Genomic DNA, 18,072 nt, shown 5'->3' with positions numbered 1-18,072 from the left:
TCTTATTTAAAACTATTTTCAATCACCGTAACCTTTGCGTCTCCCCAAAGCCCCTCAATGTCATAAAATTCTCTAACATGTTTTTGAAAAACATGAACAACTACATTAACATAGTCCATTAAAATCCATTCAGAGTTTTCCGAACCTTCTACATGCCAAGGTTTGTCTTTAATGTTTTTGCTAACAGTTTTTTGGATAGAACCTACGATTGCATTTACATGCGTGTTTGAAGTACCGTTACAGATTATGAAATAGTCGCAAACCGTATTTTCAATTTCTCTTAGGTCAAGTAAATTTACATTGTTACCTTTTACTTCCTCTATTCCTTCTAGAATAAAACTGATGAGTTCATCTACGCTAGTTTGCTTTTTCTGCATTCAAAAATTTTAATTTCTGCAAAGTTATTATTTTTTTGTTTTCTTAGCTATTGTTTTCAGCAATAAGATTGAAGTTTTATACAATAGTTAACATATGCAAATAATCAAACTTGATGCCATAGACTCTACTAATTTGTACTTGAAAAATTTGATGTCAAGTTTACAAGCTAGGGATTATACTGTTGTTGTTGCAAATACGCAAACAAAAGGCAGAGGCCAGATGGGAACAATTTGGGATTCTGAATCTGGTAAAAACCTAACCTTTAGCGTTTTAAAATTGTTTAAGACGTTTGAAGTTAAGCATCAATTTTTATTAAATATAGCCACTTCATTAGCGGTCTATACTACGTTAAATGACATGCAAATACCTGACTTAAAAATAAAGTGGCCTAACGACATTTTGTCAGGGAATAATAAAATATGCGGTATTTTAATCGAAAACATTTTATCTGGAACAAAAATACAAGCTTCAGTAATCGGAATTGGATTAAATATTAACCAAATTGAATTTAATAATTTGGTAAATGTATCCTCTTTAAAATTGCTTACAGGTATTCATTACAATTTGGATGAAGTGCTGTTAAACTTCATGAAAAATCTGGAACAGTTGTTCGAAACCATTCTAACCGGAAAAGAACTAGAATTAAAACAATTATATTTAAAAGTATTATTTAAAAAAGATAAGGTTTCTACTTTTAAAAATGATGCTGACCAAATGTTTACCGGTATCATTAGAAATGTAAATGACAACGGTAAACTTTTAGTAGAAAAAGAGGATGAAATTTTTCAGGAATTTGATTTAAAAGAAATAAAGCTGTTGTATTAAACTTTATTCAAATTCTCTGAAAGTGTTCCCATAAAATTAGTGATAGGAGTTTTTATCATCATTGCCATCATGGCATTAAACTCTCCTTCAAAACTTAAAACTACTTCGCTTTCGTTTGCTCCTAACTCAATAATATTGGCAGTTAATGTAAAAGGTAATTTATCACTTGCTGCGCCTAAAACAACCTTGCTGTTTGGGGTCATTTCTTTACGTTGTAAAACAATCTCAGGCATACCTTTTAATGCAAAAAGAAAGCGTTCTTCACTAATCACCTCAAATTTGCTAATGTTGTCGGGCATTAAGTGCTCAAAGTTTTTAACGTCAATCAAAAAATTATAAACTTCTTGACTGCTTTTATTTATTGTTTTTTTTGGAGTTTCTATATGCATAATTCTATTGTTGCCATTTAGATGGATTTTTCTTCCATTCTAATAATGTTTTAAATTGTTCTTCTTTAATATAGTTGGTTTCAGATGCCTGCTCAATTAAATGTTCATAATCACTTAATGTATGTAGCTCAAGATTGTGTTGTTTAAAATTTTCATTGGCTACGTCAAAACCATAGGTGAAAATTGCTACCATACCTTTTATCTTGGCTCCGGCGTCTTGTAGTGCATTTACCGCATTTAGGCTACTTTTTCCAGTGCTGATTAAATCTTCAATCACAACTACAGTTTGGTTTGCTTCTAAAGCTCCCTCTATTTGGTTTTGTCTTCCATGAGATTTTGCTTCTGGTCGCACATAAATAAATGGTAGACCAAGATAATCTGCAACAAGCATACCAATACCTATGGCCCCAGTGGCAACCCCAGCTATAACATCTGGCTTGCCATAAAGCTTCTCTACTTGCTTAGCAATCTCTTCACGAACAAAATTTCGTATTGGAGGATAAGATAGTATTATTCTATTATCACAATAAATTGGAGATTTCCAACCTGAAGCCCATGAAAAAGGATTTTCAGGATTCAACTTAATTGCATTAATTTGCAACAAAAGCTCTGCCGTTTTTTTGGCGGTGTCTTTACTTAAAACCATATTGCAAATGTATAAAGTTTTTGTTAATGAGTCTCAGTTGATTTTAACAAATAAACTCTCTGATATCGCTAGTAATAAATATTTCTTACTAAACCAAAAATCTATCAGGGCTGCAATAGATTTACTGGCTAAAAATAAGGTTAGTATAGCTTATATATATCATCCTAATAATGAGGAGATTCTGAATAAATTCACAAAAAAAATTCCTTTGGTAGTTGCTGCTGGTGGTGTAGTAACTAATAGAGAAGGTAAGGTTTTGTTTATTTACAGAAATAATAAATGGGATTTGCCTAAAGGGAAAATAGACAAAGGAGAAACCTTAGAAGAATGTGCTTTACGAGAAGTAGCCGAAGAAACGGGTGTTCAAGGACTAAAAATTGAGAATATTTTAAAAACTACTTATCACGTTTTTAAGCGCAATGGTACTTATAAGTTAAAAGAAGTGCACTGGTTCGCAATGAAGACCTCGTATAAAGGTGAATTGGTAGGCCAATTAGACGAAGGCATAGAAAAAGTTCGCTGGAAAGGGCCAGTTAAAATTGCAAAAGCACTTGAAAATTCTTATGCTAATATTAAAATATTATTTGAAGATTAAGTACTAGTCAGGTATAGTTTCAAAATTACTTAATACTCGGTAAACTGGATATTGCATATGAGCTGCTTCATAATATTCCGAGTGGTGATAAATGTAAGATAACTGAGCGTACCAATCATTGGCAAAGCTCTCGTCGGAACTTTTCTTTAACTGAAATGCTTCATTTAAAAGTTTATTATTTTTAAGTAATTCTGATGCAATATCTTCGAATACATATGGAGAAAAACCTTCTTTCTGTTGTAATATACCATCGAAAAAATTCCAATTAAAAAATGAATCCGTAGCAGTGGGTTCAAGTGTTTCCATAATATATCTAATTCCTAATTGTTTTGTAGGTATAAATACATCTCCTTGATTAAATTGTACTTTTTTTGTACTAACAGAGACCTTGGTGTTGTAATGAGGATAATGACCTTCGTAACTGTTATTGTTAGTTTCGTATTCTTCTATGCGATACGATTCTACTTCTAATATGGTATCTTTCTTTATTCGCGTAAAGGAAATCTGGTTAATGGTGAGTAAATCTATAACATTGTAATTACTCTTTTTAACGATATAAGCATTCGGAATTTTAACTTCGACACTAGGTTTGTAATAATTTTGATATACTACTTCTTTAGTAAATGGTCTGGATTGATCATATTTAAGACGAGGAAAACCAGTTACTTCACTTATAAGTGTGTCTGCTTCAAAGCCCTTGAAATTTATGATGGTAGATTTAGTGGTGTCAATTTCCCATTGTAAAGGATAATTGACCAATTCTTGAGTTTCTATATTAGATTTTGCTCTTAACTCCTTAATTAATTTTCCATCTACTTCGGCAATAGCAATCATTTGCTTCATTATTTCGTAAGTGCCTTGAACTCTAGACTTGTAAGGTTTTAACATGTGGGTTTCCACCATCATGCCTACTGTGTTCCATAAGGCAGTATAACCAGAAGAGTAGCGAGGGTAATCCATAAATTGTGTAAAGCCCTTCTCAGGAACCGTATTGTAAACATTTACATATGGAGTTATATCCCATTTGTTTTCTTTTAAATTCTGCTCAAGTTTTGGCATTAAGTCATTCTGAAGATATGCTCCTAAATCTAGCCCCAATTTATTATGCTGGGTAAATAAGTGTGTAAGTGTGTATTGATAGTCCGCACCGTTGCTAACATGATTATCAATAAAAATATCTGGTTTTACCAAATGATAAATATCTGCGAATGTTTTAGCGTTTTTAGTGTCAGATTTTATAAAATCTCTATTTAGATCATAATTTTGTGCATTTCCTCTAAAACCATAAGATTTAGGGCCATTCTGGTTCGCTCGTGTAGTACTATTTCTATTTAGTGCTCCACCAACATTATAAACGGGTATGGTGGCAATAACAGTGTTTTCTGGAGATGGTATTTTTTTTAAAACTAGGTCCCTAAATAATAACATGGTAGCATCTATACCATCGCTCTCGCCAGGATGGATACCATTATTTATTAATATTACTGTTTTGGATTCTTGTATTTTTTTGAAATTAAAATCAGAATCTAAATTATAGGTAACTAAATGTAGCGGTAAGCCACTATCTGTTTCTCCAATAGTTTGAATATTAATTTCTGGAAATTCTTTAGCTAGCCTTATATAAAAATCTATAGTTTCTTGATAAGTGGCTGTTTCTTCTCCTTTTGATGTTTCAAACGGAGTATGATAATCAGATGTTTCTCTTTCTTTTTGAGATTCACAGGCAAACAAGAGAAGAACACACAATAAACTGAAGTAAAATTTCATCGACTTTTAAGTTTGCAATTAATAAACAGTATTAAGGAAAATATATGCCGAAATTAAAACAGCATTTTAGTTTTCTTAATTGAAAGTACTGATTTATAGATTAATTGTCAAAAATAGTCAATTTTTAGTGCTGTTGTTTCGCTGGATTTGTGATATTTTGAATTTCGTCTTTATTTAACGGTTTGGTGTTATACGTTATCTTATGATGGGTTCTGTTTTTAAACGTATTGGATTTGTCTCTATCCAGACTGTTTATAGATGAAGTAACAATGTTTATTGTTATTTTTTGTTTTATAGGAAGTTTAATAAATGCTTCTAAAAATTCCCATCCATCCATTATGGGCATATTTAAATCTAGAAAAATTATATCTGGCAACTCATTATCATTACCTAAGTTTTCAAAATGTTCCATAGCTAATTTTCCGTTAGAAAAATTAGTGATGTTTGTACAAGATACAACAGTGGCAAGCAGTTTTCTAATTCCAAACACTGTTATTGCATCATCATCAATTATAAAAATAGAGTTAATCATTTTCTTTAAAATAAATATTAAAAGTTGTGCCTTTGTCAACTTTACTTCTTAAAACAAACTTCCCTTTCATAGCCTCAATCTGATTTTTAGAAATGAATAATCCTATTCCACGTGAATCATTATGTTGATGGAATATTTTGTACATTCCAAAAATTTTAGTTTTATTTTTTTCAAGATCTATACCAATACCATTGTCTTTTATGGTAATGACCGTGTATTTTTTTAATTTTTTCGCACTTATTTCTACAACACATTCTTTTCTTGGGTCTTCAAATTTTATTGCATTTGAAATTACATTTAGAAGAATGTTATCTACATACGATGGAATACCATTTACATAAACCGAATCATCAATTAAATTTTTGATCCTAGATTTTTTATGTCTTAAGAGTGACTTAATGCTCTTTTTAATTTTAGTTATGGTGGTGTTAATATGAATTGGTTTGCTTACTTGATTCTGCACAGTATTGATTTCAACAACCTCGTTTAGATTATCTATAGTTTCAAGTAAATTATCCGATTCTGAAATAAGCATATTAAGAAGGTTTTCTCTTTCCTCATCACTTTTTTCTTTAATTAAAAACCCTAGAAGCATAGAGAAGTTAGCTGTATGCGATCTTAAATTATGGGAAACTATATGAGCAAAATTTATTAGTTTTTTATTTTGCAAAGAAGTTATATGTACTAATCGTCTAAGTTCTTTTTCTTTTTCTTTTAAATGCGTTATATCTAGGCTAAATCCAATAATTCCTGTAGGTTCTAAATAATCATTTAGTAACGGAATTTTTGAAGTTAAGAACATTGTTTTGGTACCGTCTTTTTTAATGTTTAAAGTTTCCTTTCTAATCATAGGAGTTAAAGACTGGACTATGTGTAGATCTTCTTTTCTTGAAATTTCAGCAGATTCTTTATGAAATAATTCAAAATCGTCCTTACCAATTATTTCATCATTTGACATGCCAAGGTAGTCGCATTCTGATTTGTTTACTAAAGTTTTTCTAGATTCTAAATCTTTTATAAACACATTTAAAGGCAAATTATCAATTAATGTTCTTAAAAGTACTTCGCTATCCTTGGTTTTCTGTTGTACTTTAACTTCTTCAGTTATGTCTTGAAATGATCCTATTAACCCTACTAATTTGCCATCATCAAAAATAGCTTTACCTGAAGCTTGAACCCATATATCATTACCTTTTGCGGTAGTTAATTGAAGCTTTTCGTGCCAAGTGTCGCCATCTTTCATGGCTTTTTCAACCCTTTGTCTTACTAAATTTCTGGAATACCCTTCTTTATAAAAGTTTAAGGCCATTTCAATACTTGGACAATAATCAAGTGGCACTTCATGAATTAACTTCGTCATTTTGCACCAAGTAAGTTTGTTGGTAATAACATTGTATTCCCAACTACCTATTTTAGCGATTTCGGATTTTGCATTTAATAGAAGTTCTAATTTTTCAACTTTCTGTTCTAATTCTATAGTTTTCGAAATATTTTCAATTTGAATAATGGCTCCTATAACATTTTCTTTTTCGTCATACCAAGGATGAATAATCCATTCTAGCCAATTAAGCTTGTTGTCTCTATCAAAATATTTATCTTTCCTGGCTATATTTTTAAAACCTAAAAATGCATATTCTAAATCTTGTTGCCATTCATTGCTCAACAGTGGAAATGCGTTTAAAATATTGGAGTCATCACTTAAATTTCTTGAAAATTCAAATGTATTAACCCAGCTATCCGAGATATGAATAATATTCATATTCAAATTCACATAAGCAGTTGCTTTTGGAAGTTGTTTTATAAGATAATCTGTACTATTTTTTATATGGCTTTTCAACGGGGGTAATAAATTTCCTACTAAAATATAAAGTATATTCCAAATAGAGGGAGTATTGTTGTGAATTCTTGAAAAATAGTGGTGATTAAGGGAATTACTGTTATTGTGGTATCGTAGGAACTTCAATAAAAAATAATAAATACAAGCTCTTAATAGGCTTTGAAATGCATTATTTTTCTAAAGTCTGTGAAAATCAAGATGTAATTATTTTACCCGTACAGAATCAGGGACCAAACCAGTGTAGTCTCCTCCATTTTTAATTACATCTCTTACAATAGACGAACTAATGTAAGATTTTCCAGACGATGTTAATAAAAACACAGTTTCAATTTCAGAAAGCTTACGGTTGGTATGAGCAATGGCTTTTTCAAATTCAAAATCTCCTGGATTACGTAATCCTCTTAAAATAAAATTAGCATTAATTTTTTTACAGAAGTCTACTGTCAGTCCTTCGTAGGTAAGTACTTTTATTTTAGGCTCGTTACTAAACGCTTGCTTTATAAACTGTTTTCTCTCTTCTAAAGTAAACATGTATTTCTTATCGGAATTTACACCTATCGCAATAATAAGTTCATCAAACAAAGTTATTCCTCTTTGTATAATATCATAATGTCCTAAAGTTAGTGGGTCAAAGGATCCTGGAAATATTGCGCGTCTCATAGAAAGAGTTTATAGCTATTTATAAATATACTTATTTTGAATTTAAAGCCTCATTTATTGCGTTATCAAACAGTTCAGATAAGGTTATTCCGGCTGCTTTTGCTTGTTGTGGTAATATGCTTTCTTCAGTTAAACCTGGAGTTGTATTCATTTCAAGCATATATGGTTCATCTCCAATAAAAATAAATTCGCTTCTTGAAAAGCCTTTCATTTTTAAAACATCATAAGCCAATTTAGCCATTTCACTTACATTTTTTTCTTGCACTTTTGAAATTCTTGCAGGAGTAATTTCCTGAGATTTTCCAGCATATTTGGCTTCGTAATCAAAAAAGTCATTTTCAGATACAATTTCAGTAATTGGCAATACTTTGGTTTCGCCTTGGTATTTAATTACCCCTACAGAAACTTCAGTACCATTTAGAAAACCTTCAATGATAATTTCATCATCTTCTTTATACGCATTTTCTATGGCGGCTTTTAATTCTTCTTTTTTGTAAACTTTTGATATTCCAAAACTACTTCCTGCCTTATTAGCCTTAACAAAACATGGTAACCCAACTTTTGATACAATTATGTTTTCATCAATAGCATCCCCTAAATTTAAATAATAAGATGCCGCCGATTTTATGCCATATGGTTTTAAAACACTTAATAAATCTCTTTTATTAAATGTTAATGCAGATTGGTAGGCGTCGCAAGAGGTTTGAGGTATTCCCAGAAGTTTAAAATAAGATTGCATTAGTCCGTCTTCGCCTGGTGAACCATGTATAGCATTAAATACACAATCAAATGTAATTTTTTGACCCTCTACTAATATTGAGAAATCATGTTTATTTACAGGTATTTCTTCATTGTTTTCAGTCACATGCACCCATTTATCTTTAAAAATATGAATGCTAAAAAGATTAAATTTTTCTTTATTGCAGTATTTGTAGACAACGCTGCCGCTTTTTAAAGAAATTTTGTACTCACTGGAGTAACCACCCATTATTATGGCAATATTTTTTTTCATTTTTATCTATTGCATTTAACTGTAAAAGTATGACTAGTCAAAGTAAAGAAAATTGAAAATGTTTTTCGGTACTTAAGAAGATTTATTTTAAAAATATGTGAATAAAGATAATTTGCATTTTACGCTTTAGCCAATGTTTTGTTCTTTGTCATTTCTTATATTTGCCAGAATAAGAACATTGATATGAGAAATTTTCTAAACTTTCTAAAAAGTAAAGTTTTCTTTATACAGTTAGGATTGGCATTGGTTGTTTTAGTTGTTTTGGTTTTTGGTATTCTACAATGGCTGAAAAGCTCAACAAATCATAATGAGTTTGTTGAAGTGCCAGACTTGGCCAAATTATCTATTACCCAAATGCGTGAGGTAATTGAAGATGCCGATTTGCGCTATGAAGTATTAGATTCTGCGAATTACAATCCAGATTATCCTAGATTCTCTGTTATTGAGCAGAATCCACCAGCGGGGAATAAGGTTAAACAAAACAGAAAAATTTATGTAACCGTAAATCCTTCTGGTTATAAAAAAGTATCTGTGCCTAATATAATACAAGTAACGCTTCGTAATGCTACAGCTAAACTTAGAGCTGTTGGGTTAGATGTGCAACGTGTAACCTATATAGATGAATTTGGCAAGGACATGGTTTATCGAATTAAGTATAAAGGCAAATACATTGAAGAAGGTTTTAAACTGCCTAAAACATCAAAAATAGAATTAATTTGTGGTAATGGTAATGAAAGCCAGAGCGATCAAATCAAGTCGGACTCAGAATAATATATGAGGAATTTAGAAGAAGATACTGAGTTAGAGAAAGATGAACTTTTCGAGCATTATAGTTTTGTAGCATCAAAGGGTCAAGAACCTTTGCGTGTAGATAAATTTTTAATGAATTTTATTGAAAATGCAGTTCGAAATAAAATTCAGCAAGCAGCTAGAGACGGTAATATTTGGGTAAATGATGTACAAGTAAAACAGAACTACCGCGTTAAAGCAGGGGATACGGTTCGTGTTTTATTTGAGCACCCACCACATGAATATTTATTAGTAGCCGAAGATATTCCACTAGAAATTGTTTATGAGGATGATGTATTATTGGTAGTGAATAAAGAACCGGGCATGGTAGTGCATCCAGGACATGGTAATTATTCAGGGACATTAATAAATGCATTAATGCACCATACACAAGATTTAGCAATTAATAGTAATGAACGCCCAGGCTTAGTTCATAGAATAGATAAAGATACCTCTGGTCTTTTAGTAATTGCAAAAACCGATGCAGCAATGACGCATTTATCAAAACAGTTTTTTGATAAAACAAGTGAACGTGAATATGTAGCTTTGGTTTGGGGAAATGTAGAGGAAGATGAAGGCACGGTTGAGGGGCATGTTGGAAGGCATCCTACTAACAGATTACAAATGACTGTTTTTCCTGATGGAGATCAAGGAAAAGAAGCCGTTACGCATTACAAAGTGCTAGAACGTTTGGGGTATGTTACGTTAATTTCTTGTAAGTTAGAAACAGGTAGAACACACCAAATTAGAGTGCACATGAAGCATATTGGTCATACGCTTTTTAATGATGAGCGTTATGGTGGAGAACGAATTTTAAAAGGAACAACATTTACCAAATACAAGCAATTTGTAGAAAATGCATTTAAAATTTTGCCAAGGCAGGCATTACATGCAAAAACATTAGGGTTTGTGCATCCAGTAACGGGAGAATTTATGCAATTTGATAGCGAAATTCCAGAGGATATGACCAATTGTATTGAAAAATGGAGAAACTATGCTAAGCATAGCTCTGAAGAATAGACCAGCCCAAATTAATTTAAAAAAAAGAGTAGATGAAAATAGTTATTTCCCCTGCAAAATCTCTTGATTTTGAAAGCAAATTACCAACATCAAAATACACACAGCCTAATTTTACGGAGCAAGCAGAAAAGTTAAATAGTGTTTTAGCAAAGAAAAAGCCCAAAGATTTATCAAAATTAATGGGTATTTCTGATAACCTTGCTCAATTAAATTGGGAGCGTAACCAAAAGTTTTCCCTTCCGTTTACTACAGAGAATTCGCGTCCTGCTATTTATGCTTTTAATGGCGATGTGTATCAAGGCTTAGACGCATATACCATTCCAGAAAACAAATTGGAGTATGTGCAAAATACAGTCCGCATTTTGTCCGGACTCTATGGCGTTTTAAAACCGTTGGACCTTATGCAGCCTTATCGTTTAGAAATGGGAACTCAATTAAAAGTTGGAAGAAAGAAAAACTTACATGAGTTTTGGAAGCAGGAAGTCACTAATTTTTTAAATTCAGAATTATTAGAAGATGAGCTTTTTATAAATCTAGCGAGTAATGAATATTTTGGAGCCATCGATGCAAAAAAAATTAAAGCGCAAATAATCACTCCAGTTTTTAAAGATTGGAAGAATGATAATTTAAAAGTAATTAGTTTTTTCGCAAAAAAAGCAAGAGGTTCTATGGTGCGCTATATAATTGATAATGAAATTAGCACGTTAGACGAACTTAAGAATTTCAATACCGAAGGATATCAATTTAGTCAAGAACATACCATAAAAGAAAATCAACCAGTTTTTATTAGGTAATTGCGGTTGTACTATTTTTTCTTTCTAACATTTATTTTGTCCTCTATAGTAGGTCTTTTTTTAATTTTTTTAGGCCTTCTCGCGCCGTAGGAGTTATTTGCAATTTTACCTCTTTTAGATTTTTTATCGCCTTTTCCCATAACTTTTGTATTTATCTAAAAATACAACAATTAGTAGAATAATAAAAGTTTATCATCTGTGCGTGCGTGACAGAGTTTTATAAGTAATTATTCCAATTTTGTTTCAAAAGTTAATTTACCTATTAGATTTCATTTTCCTTGCTTATTTTGCTGTCAAATTGCAATAAATTAGGTTAATTATAAGCATTGTAATAATTGTGATGCACAATCAAATAATGTAACTTTACGATGTTAGAATTAAGAAGAAAACATACAGCTAAAGTAATTTTAGTGTAGAAAATTTATAGTAAAACAATTTCAATGATTAGCAGTATCATTGATATACCTAAATAAACAATAATTTTTATGCAGCAGATAGAAAGATTAAAGGAGTTTAAAAAATCGGTTAACAATAAGTTTAATGCCTATAATAGCCTATTTTTAAATTTGCCTTACCGCAATATTGAAAATGTGGGAATGGTTATTCCTTTAATGTTAGACCAGTGTCAGAAGGGCTTAAAGTCTGGACAAAATCCAAAGGAAATATTAGAGGCGTTTTTTGAAAATTTTATGTCTATTAACTCAGAAAAAGAGCGAATAGATTTTATGTTTCGGATAATCCAGTATGTAGAACGCCAAGTGGTATTGTATGATAGTGTTGAAGATGCAGCCTTTCCAAAATTATACAAGCACAGTAATAATTTAGCAATAAAAGATTACTTTGAGTTAGTAGATAAAAATAAAAGCTGGGATAAAATTTCTGAGCATTTATCTAATTTTAGTGCTCGTATTGTACTAACAGCTCATCCAACTCAGTTTTATACACCTGCCGTACTAGATATTATTGCAGAATTACGTTCTTTAATTCTTGGTGACAAAATAGATGATATAGATGTAACCTTACAGCAATTAGGATTAACATCTTTAATAAATTCCAAAAAACCAACGCCGTTAGATGAAGCTAAAAATATAATTTACATCTTAAGAAATGTTTATTATGAAGCCGTTGGAGAACTGTATGCTTACTTAAAGAAGAATATAAACAATTCGGAATTTGAAAACTATAATATAATGAAACTAGGCTTCTGGCCTGGAGGAGACCGCGACGGAAATCCGTTTGTAACCGCAGATATTACTAGTGATGTTGCAGATGAATTACGTATAACATTAATGAAATGTTATTATAATGATCTTAAAAAGTTACAGCAAAAACTAACTTTTAGCGCATTGCAAGATGATATAAACGAGTTGAGAGCTAATTTGTACAATGCAATGTTTAATCCTAAAAAGCGAGTTGGGTATAATGATATTATAGGTCCTTTAAATAAGATAAGAACTATTTTAATAGAAAAATACCATTCCTTGTATCTATCGGATTTAGATTATTTTATGGATAAGGTGAGAATTTTTAAAACGCATTTTGCGACACTTGATATTCGTCAAGATCATGGCATGCATACAAAGGTGGTTGCGGATGTTTTGCGTAAAAATGGTTTAATCAAAGAAAGCCTAGATGAGCTCTCGGAGAGTGAATTGGTTGAAGTGCTTTTACATAAAAATTTACAGCTAAAACCAGAAGATTTTACCGAAGAAATTACAATAGACACTATTCGTAATATTTCACAATTAAAATCTATCCAAGAAACCAATGGAGAAGAAGGCTGTAACAGATATATTATAAGTAATTCTGAAGATATATTTTCTGTTCTTTTTGTGTATGGCTTATTTAGATGGTGTGGTTGGAATGCCAAGGAAATAACCTTTGATATTGTTCCTCTTTTTGAAACTATGAAGGGGATGGAAGAATCTGAAGGAATTATGCAAAAATTGTTTGATATGCCGGAGTACAAGGCGCATGTGAAACAACGTTCAGAAAAACAAACCATGATGCTAGGTTTCTCTGATGGAACAAAAGATGGCGGATATTTAAAAGCCAATTGGTCCATACTTAAAACTAAGGAGAGCTTATCTGGAGTTTGTGCTAAGAATAATGTTAAAGCCATTTTCTTTGATGGACGTGGTGGACCTCCTGCACGTGGTGGTGGAAAAACACATCGTTTTTATGCCGCACAGACGAAAGAAATTGCAAATAATGAAATACAGTTAACCATTCAAGGGCAAACCATAACAAGTACTTATGGTACAAAAGAGCAATTTATTTATAATTGCGAACAATTACTTACTGCTGGCTTGTCTAATAATTTCTATGGTGAAGAAAATGTAATATCTAAAGAACAAAGATTATTGATCGAAGAATTATCTGAGCTTAGTTTTGAAAAATATGATGCCCTTAAGCATCATGATAAATTTATGCCGTACTTAGAAAATATGAGTACGCTTAAATATTACACCAAAGCCAATATTGGTAGTAGACCAGGTAAAAGAGGTAATAAAGCTAAGTTAGAACTTTCAGATCTAAGAGCAATTTCATTTGTAGGTTCTTGGAGTCAGTTAAAACAAAATGTTCCTGGTTATTATGGTTTAGGTACCGCAATTAAAACCATGAAAGATAATGGTAGAATGGAAGAAGTAATTTCACTCTACAAAAATGTTGCTGTTTTTAGAGCCTTAATGTCGAATAGTATGATGGCGCTATCTAAATGCTATTTTGAGTTAACCGCTTATATGAAAGAGAATAAAGAGTATGGCGATTTTTGGGTAATTCTAAAAAACGAGTACGATTTATCTAAGGAAATGTTATTGGAAATATCGGGTATGAAAATTCTAATGGAACAAGAAGCAATATCGCGTGAATCCATTAAAATTAGAGAAAATATTGTACTTCCATTATTGGTAATTCAGCAATATGCTTTACAAAAGATTGGTGAAGAATCTTCCTTTAAAGAATTGTATGAGAAAATTGTAACCCGTTCTTTATATGGTAATATAAATGCTAGTCGTAATTCGGCTTAAAATCTCCTAGAGACATACTAATAGAACCTGCAAGCTATAAGATTTAGATTGCAGGTTTTTTTAACTTTAAGAATTTAAGAATAATGTTCCAACATAAACATCCATATGAACCTTTTTTATTTAAAGATGCTACAAAGTTAATTGTAGGGACATTACCACCGCCTAGGTTTACTATTGGTGATTTAAAAGATGACGATGTTAACTTTTGCTATGGGAGTAGAGACGGACAGTTATGGCCAATTTTGGATCGAATTTTTAATTTGAATTTGGTCTATAAAAATACAGATTATGCCATCATGCAACGAAAGCATTTTTTAGAAAAATATAAAATAGGAATTTGCGATATTGTAGCAAGTGCCGAACGCGAAAAGATAGACGCCTCCGATTTGGGAATGCAAAACATTGAATTGCGTGATTTATTTTTTTATTTGAAGCAATTACCTAAAGTAGACACTTTATTATTTACTGGTGGTAATAGCAAAAACGGACCTGAATACTTTTTTAGAAAATATTTAAAGGAAAAAAATAAAAAATTAGAATTATTATCTAATGAAGTACCACGTATCCATTCATTTACTTTAGAGGATAGAGTGGTCAAAACAGTATCGTTAACAGCGCCATCAGGTGCTGCAAATAGAGCAGTAGGCAGTTTGGAAGAGTACAAAATTTTAAAAGATAAAAACCCGAATTTCAATACTATTGATTTTCGGGTTTTACAGTATAAAAAGTTCTTTTAGCTTTTTAAGTTAATGAATGTGTCGTGTTACAGAAATGGAGTTGGATAAATCAAAACACCCATTTAAATCTGCCGCATTCATACCTACCGCTAGATTTTGCAAACCTTCTTCATAACGTAAATACCAAATAAGGCACACGCCAGCACCTGCACCGTCAAAATTTACACCTTCTACATCAGCTAATGTTGGTGGTAATCCTAAAATTTTGCCGTCTGCATCTGTTATAACCCATGTACTTAATGATCCACTAGTATTTGTATTATCTAAAGTGATCCCAGTTACATAATCTGCTGTGCCATCTTCTACCGCAAAATCAAATGGTCCGCCAGCTATTATTCCAGCTTCTGTTTTATGTCTTGTTACGGTTAATGGATTGGATAAATCGTAATTTCCAACAATATTATTGGCGTTCATATCTACTTCTGCACCTGTGATAGTTCCATCATAACGCATATACCAGATAAGGCAAACACCAGCACCTGCACCGTCAAAATTTATACCTTCTACTGCGGCTAAAGTAGGTGGTAATCCAAGTATTTTACCATCTACATCGGTCACTACCCAAGTACTGTTTTCTCCAGAAACATTCGTATTATCAATGGTAATGCCTGAAACCATATCTGGCGTACCATCTACGCAGAAGGTAAAAGGACCTCCAGCAATTTCACCTGCATTTGCTCCTTGAATTCTGTTTACGGTTATAGCATTAGACAGACTAAAGCATCCTTCTAAATTATTTGCATTCATGCCTACTTCTGCGCCTACTAAACCATCCTCATAGCGTAAATTCCAAATTAAGCAAACACCCGCTCCTGCACCGTCAAAATTAACACCTTCTACATCCGCAAGCGTTGGAGGTAATCCTAAAATGTTTCCTTGTTCATCAGTAATTACCCAAGTGTTATTGGTTCCACTTGCATCAGTATCATCAACAATAATTCCGCTTACCATATCCGGATTGCCATCTACTATAAATTCAAAAGGACCACCAGAAAGTACTCCTGCGTTTGTTTGGTTACGTGTTACTTGCAACGAATTTGATAAATCAAATGTACCTTGAAGATTGTTCGCATTCATGCCTACTTCAGCACCTACCAATCCATCTTCATAGCGTAAATACCAAATAAGGCAAACCCCAGCACCGGCATCATCAAAATTTACACCTTCTAAAGCTTCAAGGGAAGGTGGTAGGCCTAAAATGTTTCCTTGGTCATCTGTAATTACCCAAGTACTGTTTGTGCCCATTGTGGAGGTGTTGTCTACGGTAATTCCGCTTACCATATCTGCAACTCCATCTACACAAAAAGTAAAAGGGCCACCAGAAATAGCGCCTGCGGAAGGAATAATCACAGGGGTTTCGTTTTCGTTTTCGCTGCAACTTAACACCAATAGTGTAAGTAACATGCTTGTAAATAAGGATAATTTTTTCATTTTATAGAATTTTTAAGGTTTCTACAAATGAATAAGATCTTCCTTGTGAGTAGATCACAGTTGTATAAAGAAACTGTGATACTTTTGGGATATATGTTGATATTTAGTAGAATTTAATCTACTTCACTTCTATTTTACAGGCGTTGACATTAGTTTGTAAAAAGTTCTAATACCATAATCAATTTGGCCAATTTTTAAATTTTCATTGGGACTATGTTGATTGTTGTCTGGATTAACCATAGGAACAATAAAAGCAGGGATTTTAAGCTCGTTTATAAAGGGTGCCACAGGTACAGTGCCTCCCATTATTCTTATATTAACTACATCTTGGTTAAATTCATCTTTAAGACTCTGAGCTATATATTTACCGTAAGCATTGTTCCAATCTGTTCTGAAAGCATTGGTAACACCGCTTTCTTCTATTTTTATAATTTTATCATGTGATAGTCTTTCTTCTTTGGTTGGATCACTGGAGGTTATAAAAAACCCTTGTTTTTCAATGTGTTTTTTAATTAAACTTTTTAATCTATTTCCGTCAGATTCTGGAACAAGACGTAGATCTAATTCTGCAATGGCTTTTTCGGGTACTATAGTACGGGCATCATTGCCAATCCAACCTGAAGAAAGTCCTCTAATATTTAGTGAAGGATATTGTAACGATTCTTGATAAAAAGCTCCAACTTTTTCCGCCGTTTTAATTTGTAAATTTTCATTCAATTCTGCTTGTACATCAGGAACAGTCTTTAAGAAAGCTTTAGTTGCTTCATCAAGCGTTATTCCATCATAATAACCATCAATTATAACTTTGCCGTCCTTGTCTTTCATTGAGGCTAAAAGTTGCGCAAGCTGAAAACCTGGATTAGGTGCATAATTTCCGTAATGACCACTATGTTGTGGTTTTATGGGGCCATAGGTAGTTAATGATAAGGTGGTAATTCCTCTACAACCATATACCACAGTTGGTTTACCTGAATTATGTATTGGGCCATCATTAATAATTAAAAAATTAGCATCGAGTAATTCTCTATATTGTTTAACAGCATTCGGTAGGGCTTTACTTCCTTTTTCTTCTTCGCTATCTAGAATAACTTTAATGTTAAAAGGGAGCTCAACGTTATTCTTTTTTAATAAGTCTATAGCATTTAAAAACATTACAATAGGTCCTTTATCATCGGAAGTAGATCTTCCAAAAAGGCGCCAATCATAATTTAAATTTGTATTTAAATCTTCAAAAGATTCACTCTTAAAATCATCGCCATTTGGCGATTTTAGTGCAACCTCATAAGGATTGCTTTGATTCCATTTTGATCCCTCAACTGGCTGACCATCAAAATGCATATAAAAGAGAATTGTAGGTTTTGCATCTACAATTGGTAAGGTTGCAAAAAAAATAGATTCACCTTCTGTAGGTAAAACAGATGAATTAAATCCACGTTCATTAAACTTTTTAGTTAACCAAGTAAGGTTTCTGTTAATATCTGCATGATCAGAAGCGTTATTAGGTATCGAAACAAAATCACGAATTTCATCAATGCTATGTAATACCTGCGATTTTAATTGCGCAGGAGTTTGTGAAAATGAGCTATATGATATAAGAACAATTAAGAAAAATAAGCTTTTCTGCATCC

The 18,072-nt window shown here is 32.1% G+C and carries 18 protein-coding genes; 7 read left to right on the top strand and 11 right to left on the bottom strand.

Annotated features, from left to right (window positions below):
- Positions 1 to 2: 2 nt before the first annotated feature.
- Positions 3 to 377, bottom strand: a complete 375-nt coding sequence (rsfS, locus tag B8963_RS00315; protein WP_084059316.1) for a ribosome silencing factor — start codon at positions 375 to 377, stop codon at positions 3 to 5.
- Between the two features lie 94 nt (positions 378 to 471).
- Between rsfS and B8963_RS00310 the strand changes: the two genes are divergently transcribed.
- Complete coding sequence (locus B8963_RS00310; protein ID WP_084059315.1) at positions 472 to 1,203, top strand: biotin--[acetyl-CoA-carboxylase] ligase; 732 nt, start codon at positions 472 to 474, stop codon at positions 1,201 to 1,203.
- Here B8963_RS00310 and B8963_RS00305 read toward each other — a convergent pair.
- Both B8963_RS00305 and pyrE read right to left on the bottom strand, forming a co-directional pair.
- A complete protein-coding gene (locus tag B8963_RS00305) occupies positions 1,200 to 1,592 on the bottom strand; it encodes an orotate phosphoribosyltransferase (protein WP_084059314.1) in 393 nt (130 codons plus the stop codon). The genes B8963_RS00310 and B8963_RS00305 overlap by 4 nt on opposite strands.
- Positions 1,593 to 1,596: 4 nt before the next feature.
- The gene (pyrE, locus tag B8963_RS00300) at positions 1,597 to 2,238 is read right to left on the bottom strand and encodes an orotate phosphoribosyltransferase (protein ID WP_084059313.1); all 642 of its coding nucleotides are present in this window, start codon (positions 2,236 to 2,238) and stop codon (positions 1,597 to 1,599) included.
- Positions 2,239 to 2,245: 7 nt separating this feature from the next.
- Between pyrE and B8963_RS00295 the strand changes: the two genes are divergently transcribed.
- Positions 2,246 to 2,833 carry an NUDIX hydrolase gene (locus tag B8963_RS00295; RefSeq protein WP_084060677.1) on the top strand — a complete coding sequence of 196 codons (588 nt, stop codon included), beginning with the start codon at positions 2,246 to 2,248 and terminating at the stop codon, positions 2,831 to 2,833.
- A 3-nt stretch (positions 2,834 to 2,836) separates the two neighbouring features.
- On the opposite strand, the gene B8963_RS00290 is transcribed toward B8963_RS00295, so the two are convergent.
- From B8963_RS00290 to B8963_RS00270, 5 genes are all read right to left on the bottom strand, one after another.
- A complete protein-coding gene (locus B8963_RS00290; protein WP_084059312.1) occupies positions 2,837 to 4,600 on the bottom strand; it encodes a M14 family metallopeptidase in 1,764 nt (587 codons plus the stop codon).
- Positions 4,601 to 4,724: 124 nt separating this feature from the next.
- The gene (locus tag B8963_RS00285; RefSeq protein WP_084060676.1) at positions 4,725 to 5,132 is read right to left on the bottom strand and encodes a response regulator; all 408 of its coding nucleotides are present in this window, start codon (positions 5,130 to 5,132) and stop codon (positions 4,725 to 4,727) included.
- The gene (locus B8963_RS00280) at positions 5,125 to 6,969 is read right to left on the bottom strand and encodes a PAS domain-containing sensor histidine kinase (protein WP_234989590.1); all 1,845 of its coding nucleotides are present in this window, start codon (positions 6,967 to 6,969) and stop codon (positions 5,125 to 5,127) included. Before B8963_RS00280 ends, B8963_RS00285 begins: the two co-directional genes overlap by 8 nt.
- A 204-nt stretch (positions 6,970 to 7,173) precedes the next feature.
- The gene (gene coaD, locus B8963_RS00275; RefSeq protein ID WP_084059311.1) at positions 7,174 to 7,629 is read right to left on the bottom strand and encodes a pantetheine-phosphate adenylyltransferase; all 456 of its coding nucleotides are present in this window, start codon (positions 7,627 to 7,629) and stop codon (positions 7,174 to 7,176) included.
- A 31-nt stretch (positions 7,630 to 7,660) separates the two neighbouring features.
- Positions 7,661 to 8,641: a D-alanine--D-alanine ligase gene (locus B8963_RS00270; protein ID WP_084059310.1), complete on the bottom strand. Its 981-nt coding sequence runs from the start codon at positions 8,639 to 8,641 to the stop codon at positions 7,661 to 7,663.
- 183 nt (positions 8,642 to 8,824) lie between these two features.
- Here B8963_RS00270 and B8963_RS00265 point away from each other — a divergent pair, with 183 nt between their 5' ends.
- The 3 genes from B8963_RS00265 to yaaA are packed head-to-tail and all read left to right on the top strand — an operon-like array spanning position 8,825 to position 11,244.
- Positions 8,825 to 9,412, top strand: a complete 588-nt coding sequence (locus tag B8963_RS00265) for a PASTA domain-containing protein (protein ID WP_084059309.1) — start codon at positions 8,825 to 8,827, stop codon at positions 9,410 to 9,412.
- 3 nt (positions 9,413 to 9,415) lie between these two features.
- On the top strand, positions 9,416 to 10,450 hold the full coding sequence (locus B8963_RS00260) for an RluA family pseudouridine synthase (protein WP_084059308.1): 1,035 nt from the start codon (positions 9,416 to 9,418) through the stop codon (positions 10,448 to 10,450).
- Positions 10,451 to 10,482: 32 nt separating this feature from the next.
- Complete coding sequence (gene yaaA / locus B8963_RS00255) at positions 10,483 to 11,244, top strand: peroxide stress protein YaaA (protein ID WP_084059307.1); 762 nt, start codon at positions 10,483 to 10,485, stop codon at positions 11,242 to 11,244.
- An 11-nt stretch (positions 11,245 to 11,255) separates the two neighbouring features.
- Here the strand turns inward: yaaA and B8963_RS00250 are convergent, their stop codons facing one another.
- Complete coding sequence (locus B8963_RS00250) at positions 11,256 to 11,384, bottom strand: 30S ribosomal protein THX (protein ID WP_084059306.1); 129 nt, start codon at positions 11,382 to 11,384, stop codon at positions 11,256 to 11,258.
- A 345-nt stretch (positions 11,385 to 11,729) separates the two neighbouring features.
- On the opposite strand from B8963_RS00250, the gene B8963_RS00245 reads away from it, so the two are divergent.
- Positions 11,730 to 14,276, top strand: coding sequence for a phosphoenolpyruvate carboxylase (locus B8963_RS00245; RefSeq protein ID WP_084059305.1), 2,547 nt, complete (start codon positions 11,730 to 11,732; stop codon positions 14,274 to 14,276).
- An 83-nt stretch (positions 14,277 to 14,359) separates the two neighbouring features.
- Complete coding sequence (locus B8963_RS00240) at positions 14,360 to 15,013, top strand: uracil-DNA glycosylase family protein (protein ID WP_084059304.1); 654 nt, start codon at positions 14,360 to 14,362, stop codon at positions 15,011 to 15,013.
- A 9-nt stretch (positions 15,014 to 15,022) separates the two neighbouring features.
- On the opposite strand, the gene B8963_RS00235 is transcribed toward B8963_RS00240, so the two are convergent.
- Positions 15,023 to 16,444, bottom strand: coding sequence for a ribosome maturation factor RimM (locus B8963_RS00235; RefSeq protein WP_084059303.1), 1,422 nt, complete (start codon positions 16,442 to 16,444; stop codon positions 15,023 to 15,025).
- Positions 16,445 to 16,573: 129 nt separating this feature from the next.
- Positions 16,574 to 18,070 (bottom strand): M20/M25/M40 family metallo-hydrolase, encoded by a 1,497-nt coding sequence (locus B8963_RS00230; RefSeq protein WP_084059302.1) that lies wholly within the window; start codon positions 18,068 to 18,070, stop codon positions 16,574 to 16,576.
- Between the last annotated feature and the right edge of the window lie 2 nt (positions 18,071 to 18,072).

Origin of the sequence: Cellulophaga tyrosinoxydans (genome assembly GCF_900176415.1) — a bacterium.
Classification (GTDB): Bacteria; Bacteroidota; Bacteroidia; order Flavobacteriales; family Flavobacteriaceae; genus Cellulophaga; species Cellulophaga tyrosinoxydans.
Note: the sequence above shows the minus strand (reverse complement) of the source record. Positions and strands in the feature narration are given on the sequence as shown.